At 31.5% G+C, this 7855-nt stretch carries 11 protein-coding genes; 10 read left to right on the forward strand and 1 reads right to left on the reverse strand.

All coding sequences use genetic code 11. The annotated features are described in order from the left end of the window. Positions 1-72: 72 nt before the first annotated feature. Positions 73-627 (reverse strand): transposase, encoded by a 555-nt coding sequence (locus DIU01_RS08275; protein WP_290833383.1) that lies wholly within the window; start codon positions 625-627, stop codon positions 73-75. A gap of 802 nt (positions 628-1429) precedes the next feature. On the opposite strand from DIU01_RS08275, the gene DIU01_RS08280 reads away from it, so the two are divergent. The 10 genes from DIU01_RS08280 to DIU01_RS08325 form a co-directional block, all read left to right on the forward strand. Continuing rightward, a complete protein-coding gene (locus tag DIU01_RS08280) occupies positions 1430-2191 on the forward strand; it encodes a Rossmann-like and DUF2520 domain-containing protein (RefSeq protein ID WP_290833385.1) in 762 nt (253 codons plus the stop codon). Next, on the forward strand, positions 2175-2702 hold the full coding sequence (locus DIU01_RS08285) for an HAD family hydrolase (RefSeq protein WP_290833387.1): 528 nt from the start codon (positions 2175-2177) through the stop codon (positions 2700-2702). Before DIU01_RS08280 ends, DIU01_RS08285 begins: the two co-directional genes overlap by 17 nt. A 112-nt stretch (positions 2703-2814) precedes the next feature. Then, entirely contained in the window at positions 2815-3741 is a 927-nt protein-coding gene (locus DIU01_RS08290) for a geranylgeranylglycerol-phosphate geranylgeranyltransferase (protein WP_290833389.1), read from the forward strand. After that, positions 3734-4312 carry a Maf-like protein gene (locus DIU01_RS08295; protein WP_290833391.1) on the forward strand — a complete coding sequence of 193 codons (579 nt, stop codon included), beginning with the start codon at positions 3734-3736 and terminating at the stop codon, positions 4310-4312. The genes DIU01_RS08290 and DIU01_RS08295 overlap by 8 nt, the downstream gene beginning before the upstream one ends. A 35-nt stretch (positions 4313-4347) precedes the next feature. Next, the gene (locus tag DIU01_RS08300; protein ID WP_290833393.1) at positions 4348-4593 is read left to right on the forward strand and encodes a hypothetical protein; all 246 of its coding nucleotides are present in this window, start codon (positions 4348-4350) and stop codon (positions 4591-4593) included. A 9-nt stretch (positions 4594-4602) separates the two neighbouring features. Continuing rightward, entirely contained in the window at positions 4603-5139 is a 537-nt protein-coding gene (locus DIU01_RS08305) for a mechanosensitive ion channel family protein (RefSeq protein WP_290833395.1), read from the forward strand. A gap of 85 nt (positions 5140-5224) precedes the next feature. Continuing rightward, on the forward strand, positions 5225-6418 hold the full coding sequence (locus DIU01_RS08310; protein ID WP_290833397.1) for an AI-2E family transporter: 1194 nt from the start codon (positions 5225-5227) through the stop codon (positions 6416-6418). Positions 6419-6607: 189 nt separating this feature from the next. Continuing rightward, positions 6608-7252 carry a porin family protein gene (locus DIU01_RS08315; protein WP_290833399.1) on the forward strand — a complete coding sequence of 215 codons (645 nt, stop codon included), beginning with the start codon at positions 6608-6610 and terminating at the stop codon, positions 7250-7252. 68 nt (positions 7253-7320) lie between these two features. Further along, positions 7321-7578, forward strand: coding sequence for a YtxH domain-containing protein (locus DIU01_RS08320; protein WP_290833401.1), 258 nt, complete (start codon positions 7321-7323; stop codon positions 7576-7578). Positions 7579-7590: 12 nt separating this feature from the next. Beyond that, positions 7591-7855 (forward strand): hypothetical protein (locus DIU01_RS08325; protein ID WP_290833403.1); only part of this gene is annotated, 265 nt, incomplete at its 3' end.

The raw sequence follows: 7855 nt of genomic DNA on the forward strand, positions 1-7855 counted from the left end.
TGATAAAATTACTTCTAAATCATTATCTAAAACCCGATAGCGCGGATTTGCAATCCGTGCCCACAATCATCTTCAAAACAAATCTAATAAAATTACTTCTAAATCATTATCTAAACCCGCATAATTTCTGGCAGAACTAAAATAATAATCCTCTGGTAAAGAAACAGTTTTCTCCTTTACTGGATTATTGTGAATATAATCAACCTTTTGCTTGATAAATGAATTACTATAAATAAGTTCCGCATGATAACCATCTTGCCAAACTTTGTATTGCTGATTCCTTTTTAAATGTTCGCAAGCTTTTTCAAAATAATCTAGCATCCATTCTCTTCTACTTTCAAGTTCTGTAATAATTGTTTGTGTTATTTTTTTAGAAGTAAATTTTTTAAAATCTCTAATTACATCTGACAGAATAAAACCTTCTGTTGCTTTGCACAATAAATGTAAATGACTACTCATTAACACGTAAGCATAAATTTCTAAACCTTTGTGCTCTTGGCAATGTTTTAAGGCATTTATAATAACGTATTTTTGATTTAATCTAGTAAAAACATCTATCCAACCAACAGTTGTGATTGTGATAAAATAGCATTCTTCTGATGTTGTGGCTTTGTATTTTGTTGACATTGGCATAAATTTGAATAACGAATATATAAAAAAACTACAACTTTTATTGTTGTAGTTCTTAGTTTTTTGTAGGCACTGTTTTAGTTTCTATGTGGGCACGGAATGCAATTCCGCGCTATCGACCGTTGAACATATTCGCGCGGTCGGGTAAAGACAATTCCTGAAATATCTAGTCTATTATCAATCTTGATTTTTATTTATATACTTTTTAATTTTTTCATATATAATTACTACAATATAAACTATTACAAGAAAAATGCTAAATGGTAAATCTGGGATAATTAAATACTTTATTAAATACAACAACAAAAAAATTATTATGAGAGGAGCAATTCCAATCATATAAGCTACTAGACTAAGAAAAAAATCGATGAAAAAATATAATATTTTTTTCATTTATAACAATTTAAAATACATATATAATTGGACTCATTTGTTATTATTTTCTTTGTGGGCACGAGCATGATGCTCGCGCTAGCTTGGGGACTACTCATATAAGTTCCATTTGCAAACAAATTCGCTCCACTTTCTTTGTCTACAATTTCAAACATAAAATTCTGTGGCGGAGTAAAGCACTCACCACAACTTTCGCCACAACTTTGAAGCATAAAAGCAAATAATATAAAAAGCACAATTATTTTTCTCATAATTACTGTTTAGTAGAGATTATTGGTCCCAATTCTTAAAAACAAAACTAACAAAAAACTCCAATCAATCCACAACTCTACTTTACCATTTCCTAAAAACACAAAACTTTATTTTTTACTACTGCTGTAAAATATATTTTCAATATTTTTACCAAATGATTTCAATAACCATTATCGGCTCGGGCAATGTGGCGCAACACTTGATAAAAGCAATTTCTAAATGTGATACTTTAGAGTTTATTCAGGTATTTGCTAGAAATAAAGAATCGGTAGCACATTTGGTAGCTCAAGACAAAATTATTTCGGATGCATCCCAATTTAAAGACGCCGATTTGTACATCATTTCGGTTGCTGATGATGCAATTCCATCAGTTGCTTCAATGCTTCCGTTTCAAAATAAATTGGTGGCTCATACTTCTGGAAGTGTTGCCATGGCTGATTTATCAAACGAAAACAGAAAAGCCGTTTTTTATCCGCTTCAAACATTATCCAAAAATAAAGACATCAATTTTAAAAAAGATCCATTGTGCTTGGAAGCCGAAAATGAATCTGATTTAGAACTACTAAAAAAAGTAGCCAATTCAATTTCTGATAAAGTATTTGAAATCAATTCGGAGCAAAGAAAATCATTACATGTTTCTGCAGTTTTTGTGAGTAATTTTGTCAATCATTTGTACCACATTGGAAACGAAATTTGTAACGAACACAACGTTCCGTTTACTATTTTGAAACCATTAATTATGGAAACGGCGCATAAAATAGAAATGCTTTCGCCACAAGACGCTCAAACTGGTCCGGCGAAACGAAAAGATACTACAACAATCAACAAACATTTAGCACTTTTATCTGACGAAAATCAGAAAGAAATCTACAAATTACTAACCAAATCGATTATTGATAATGGCAAAAAGTTATAAAGAATTAATGAACGACATCACGACTTTTATTTTAGATGTTGATGGCGTTTTAACCGACGGAACGGTTCACGTGAGTCCAACTGGAGAAATGCTTCGCGAGATGCACATTCGCGATGGTTTTGCCATGAAAGCCGCATTAGAAAGTGGTTACAACGTGTGCATTATTTCGGGCGGAAGCAATGAAGGTGTTCGCATAAGGCTAAGAAATCTAGGAATTCACGACATTCATTTGGCAAGTCCAAATAAAGTAGAAACTTTTAAAGAATACATCGAATTGTACAACATCAAACCAGAAAGTGTTTTATACATGGGCGACGATATTCCGGATTTTCATGTGATGCAATTGGTAGGTTTGCCAACGTGTCCGCAAGATTCTGTTCCAGAAATCAAAGCAATTTCTAAATACATTTCACACAAAAACGGAGGAAAAGGCGCCGTTCGCGATGTAATTGAACAAGTGATGAAAGCGCAAGGAAAATGGCACACTTATTATAATGGACAACACGATTAGTTTTTAGACCGCAGATTTCAGTTTGCAGTTTGCGGATTTTACACACAGTTTGTCATTCCGTAGGAATCGCATCCAATTTTAAAAAATACATTCATTTTCAGAAATAAAAAACATGACTTTTCTAAAACTAATTCGCTACCAAAACCTACTCCTACTTGCCTTAATGCAACTTATTTTTAGATTTGGATATTTAGAACTCATCAACATTCCGCTATCACTTTGGTATTGGCAATACGCATTGTTAATCGCCGCAACGGTTTTAATTGCTGCTGGCGGATATGTCATCAACGATATTTTTGACCAAGAAACCGATTTAGAAAATCATTCGAAAAAAACCATCATCGGAAATTCAATTACTGAATCTAAAGCCTACATAATTTATGCATCGCTAACAATTACTGGAGTTCTGTGCGGATTTATACTTGCTAATTCGGTTGAAAAATCCAATTTCGCTGTGATTTTTGTATTAATTGCGACCTTGCTCTATTTCTATGCGAGTACTTTAAAACAAATTGCCGTAGTTGGAAATATAATTGTTGCAACTTTACTGGCTTTTAGTGTCATCATTATTGGAATTTTTGATATTGTTCCAAATACATTTGATTTCAATCAGAAGCAAATGATGTTGGCGTTTGCAATCCTGTTTGATTATGCGAAATTTGCTTTTATAGTGAATTTAGTTCGTGAAATTATCAAAGACATCGAAGACATAAAAGGCGATACTTTACAGGAAATGAAAACGTTACCAATACTTATTGGCGTTGCAAAAACCAATAAAATCGCATTGGTATTATTGCTACTACCAGTTTTATACTTATTCTATTATGTAAAAAGTAATCTGTTCGATAACAATTTATTGTACTCGGTATTTTACATGATTGCACTGGTAATTGCACCAATGATTATTTGTTTGATTAAAATTTGGAATGCCAAAGAAAAAAGCGATTACACCCAAATTAGTAAGTTATTAAAATGGATTATTTTCTTCGGAATTCTATCAATTGCAGTCATTACATTAAACATTAAATACAATGGATAAGAAGTATAAAATCGTTCTGGCATCAGGTTCGCCGAGACGTCAGCAGTTTTTCAAGGATTTTGATTTGGAGTTTGAAGTTCGTCTAAAAGAAGTCGATGAAATCTATCCTGATCATTTAAAAGCAGAAGAAATCACCAATTTTTTAGCCGAATTAAAAGCAAAAGCATTTGATGGTGAACTTGCTCAAAATGAAGTTCTTGTAACAAGCGACACATTAGTGTGGTTAAACGGAAAAGCCTTAGGAAAACCAAAAGATTATGATGATGCTTTTCAAATTTTAAAATCATTATCAAATGATACGCACGAGGTAATTACGTCGGTTTGTTTTACGACGACAGAAAAATCGGAAACTATATTTGATGTTACAAAAGTGACTTTTTCAGAATTAACAGATGAAGCAATTCGTTATTATTTAGACAATTACAAGCCATTTGACAAAGCTGGCGCATACGGAATTCAGGAATGGATTGGATTAATTGGTATCACAAAAATTGAAGGTTCTTATACAAACGTGGTTGGACTTCCTACAGAAAAAGTTTATAATTATTTAACAAAATTGTTGTCAAATTAGTTGTAATTTAGGCGTTCTAAATACTTACTAGAATTATGGAAACCGAAGAAGAAATCAATGCAAAAATCATGAAAGTTACCATGGTTATTCAAGAGAATTATCCCGAATTATCGAAGTATTTGAATGAAATGCCAATCACTATTCCTATTGACAGTAATCCGGAAATCAACGTTAAAAATCTTCAAAAATACTACGATACCTTGGTGGCATTATTCAGAAATTATGTTGCAGAACATCAACTAAATTACATCAATCAAAGAACTAAAACCGGACATCTTTAACCTTCTTTAATGGACGTTTTCGCAAATTTTACTATCGAATTTATTGCAACTGTAGTTGTTTTAGTAGCTGTTTGTATACTCCGATTTATTGTTGCTAAACTTATTCGTCGTTATGCAAAATCGAGCGAAATTATAGAACATCGCACTAATCTTGTTATCAAATACATTCACTTACTTATTAATATTATTGCTACAATTGCTTTAATTGTAATTTGGGGTGTTGATAAAGATCAAATTCTATTAACCGTTTCTTCAATAACTACGGTTGTTGGTGTGGCGATGTTTGCGCAATGGTCTATTTTAAGTAATGTAACTGCAGGTGTGATTTTGTTCTTTTTCTTTCCGTTTAAAATTGGAGATACTATTAAAATTCACGACAAAGACTTCCCTATTCAAGCCGAAATTGAAGACATCAGCGCATTTCACGTTAATTTAAAAACCATTGATGGCGAACGAATTACATATCCGAACAACCTATTACTTCAAAAAGGAATTTCTATCATATCCAAACCACATTCGCATCCTGAAGGTGAGTTTACGGATTAATTGAATTATATAAATTAATACGAAAATTATATAATTGTTAAAAAAAAGGTCTTAGTATTTTTGTTTTACCTAAAACTAAAACACTATGCACGAAACTATTAAGCTTCCTTTTTACGCAAAACTTACTTATGTTTTGTTATCAATTATCGCATTAGCCTTCATTTTTTATATTGGTCAAGGCATCATTGTGCCCATCTTAATGGCGTTTTTAATTGCAATTATTTTAAGACCAATAGTTACCTTTTTAAATAAAAAATTACGATTTCCTAATGTCATTGCGGCCATGCTTGCAGTAACTTTATTTGTAATTATTGTACTAGGAATTTTTACTGCGCTTTCGTTTCAAATTACCGATATGGTTAGTGATTTTGATAAAATTGAACGAAACTTAAACATTCATATTCAAAACTGCCAAGACTTAATTAGAGAGCATTTCAATTTAAGCTCTAAAGAACAAAAAGTCTTTATAGATGAAGCTGCCAACGATTCATTAGAAAAAGGAAAAGAACTTTTGGGTTCAACATTACTATCCTTCTCCGACACCATTTTGAATTTAATTTTAATTCCGATTTACATCTTTTTAATACTATTGTATAAATCATTGTTTGTAAAATTCTTTGCAAAATTGTTTAAACAAGAATACCACAGTACACTATTTGACATCTTAGATCAAATAAAAGTAGTGGTAAAAAGTTACTTGGTTGGATTAATCTTAGAAATGATTTTTATTTCTGTCTTAACCTCAATCGGATTGATGATTATTGGTGTTGAATATGCCATTTTGCTTGGAGTAATAACTGGATTACTAAACATCATACCTTATATAGGAATATTATTTGCTGGTTTGTTAACCATCATTGCTTCACTTACTGGTTCGTCAGATTTATCTATAATTCTTGGTGTAATTATAGTAAATGTAATTGTTCAATTAATAGACAACAACATATTAGTTCCTTTAATTGTAAGTTCCAAAGTCAAAATCAACGCATTGGTTTCTATCATCGGAATTATAATTGGTGGCGCACTGGCAGGAATTTCTGGAATGTTTCTAGCCATACCTATTATAGCTATTCTAAAAGTTATTTTTGACAGAATCGAATCACTAGAACCTTGGGGTTATTTAATAGGTGACGATTTACCAAAAACCTACGAATGGAATAAAATAAGATTACCACTATTTGATTTTGATAATTACTCCGATACAACACCAAACAAAGTTGAAATAAACTTTGAAATTGTAAAAGCTCCAGAAAACGAAACTACCGAAGAAAAAGAATAATTATCAGTAAAAACAATACTTAAGGTTCATTATTCGCTATCTTATTAGTGCATTAATGAACCTTTTTTAATACAAAAAAACAGTAAGGTGTGAATAATATAAAAGTTTCAAAAATTTATATAACACGAAATTACCTACTTGGTCGCAACTTTGTAATATAATTTAAAACAAATAATAAAAAAGAAAATTATGAAAACAGTTTCAAAAAAATTCGCATTAATGATTGCTCTTTTTGTAAGTGCAGCAGGTTTTTCTCAAGAAGGTTCAACTACAGATTCTCGTGAAGAATTAAAATTTGGTGTTAAAGCCGGTGTTAATTTCGCAAACGTGTATGATGAAGAAAACCAAGATTACGTAGCCGAAGGAAAAGTAGGATTCGCCGCTGGTGCATTCGTTTCAATTCCATTTGGTAAATACATTGGTTTCCAACCAGAGTTTATGTATTCTCAAAAAGGTTTTAAAGCAACAGGTTCAGTTCTTGGAGCAGATTATGAATTTGAAAGAACATCAAGTTTTATTGATATTCCTTTACAATTACAAATCAAACCAATTGAGCAGTTAACTTTATTAGTAGGTCCACAATTTTCTTATTTATTGGATACAAAAAATAAGTTTAACGGAAACTCTACTTCATCAGAAGAAGATGCAATCAACGACGAAAACTACAAGAAAAACATTTTTGGTTTTGTAGTTGGTGCCGATGTAAATCTTCAAGACTTTGTAATCTCTGGTCGTGCTGGATGGGATATTTCTAAATCAGATTCTGATGGAAATGATACAGACCCAAGATACAAAAACCAAGTTATTCAATTAACATTAGGTTACAGATTCTAACAAATAAAACAATTGGGTTTCAGAATACGTTTTGAAACCCAGTTTTAACAAATTAAAATAAAACAATTATGTCAAAAGGAAATACAATTGCTGGAGTGTTAGTAGGACTAGCAGCTGGCGCAGCTTTAGGAATTTTATTTGCACCTGAAAAAGGTTCAGATACAAGAAAAAAAATCGCTAATAAGGGAAAAGATTCGTTAGATGATTTAAAAAACAAATACAACAACGCAATCGATCAGCTTACTTCTAAACTAGACAGAGCCAAAAATAATGGTTTAGAGATGTATGAAGAAGGAAAAGAAATGGTTGAAAATGCTAAAAGATAAAAACCTATAAAGATGAAAGATAAAGTAATTTTAGTTGAAATGCTAGTCGAAAAACTAGAGCAATATGGCAAGACCAATTTTGAGTTGTACAAGTTACAAGCAATAGATAAGTCAACAGACGTATTTGCTTCAATAACTTCTCGAATAGTATTGTTTAGCTTAATTGCTTTATTTTTCTTTTTATTAACCATTGGTTTGTCACTTTACTTGGGTGATATTTTAGGAAAAACCTATTACGGATTTTTTGCTGTAGCCGGAATTTATTTTGTTATAATCC

This window comes from Flavobacterium sp. (assembly GCF_003525665.1).
GTDB lineage: Bacteria > Bacteroidota > Bacteroidia > Flavobacteriales > Flavobacteriaceae > Flavobacterium.